General features: G+C 63.5%; 1 protein-coding gene. It reads right to left on the bottom strand.

The features are described 5' to 3' along the window. Nucleotides 1–301: 23S rRNA (adenine(2030)-N(6))-methyltransferase RlmJ (rlmJ, locus tag ACSIPU_RS31000; RefSeq protein ID WP_435322533.1), on the bottom strand; the 301-nt coding region annotated here is incomplete at both ends.

The following is a 301-nucleotide window of genomic DNA, read 5'->3' as shown; positions in this document are numbered from 1 at the left end:
ATTTCGTACGGCGGGTCGATCAGAATCAAACCGCGGCGCGATACCGGCGGCAGCTTGGCTTTCAGCTGCTGGTAGCCATCGGCTTTATCGACGCGCGCGCGGCTGTCTTTCTGGAATTCAGCGCGCAGCAGCGGGAAGTCGCTCGGGTGCAGCTCGGTCATCTGCAGGCTGTCCTGCTCGCGCAGCAGCTGGCGGGCAATCAGCGGCGAGCCCGGGTAGTAGCGCAGCTGGCCGTTACGGTTGAAGTGTTCTACGACCGAAATATACGGCTCCAGCTCTGCCGGCAGGTCGTCCTGCTGCC

The organism is Klebsiella sp. HN106 (assembly GCF_051209435.1).
Taxonomy (GTDB): domain Bacteria; phylum Pseudomonadota; class Gammaproteobacteria; order Enterobacterales; family Enterobacteriaceae; genus Klebsiella; species Klebsiella oxytoca.
This window is presented reverse-complemented; position numbering and strand designations above follow the sequence as displayed.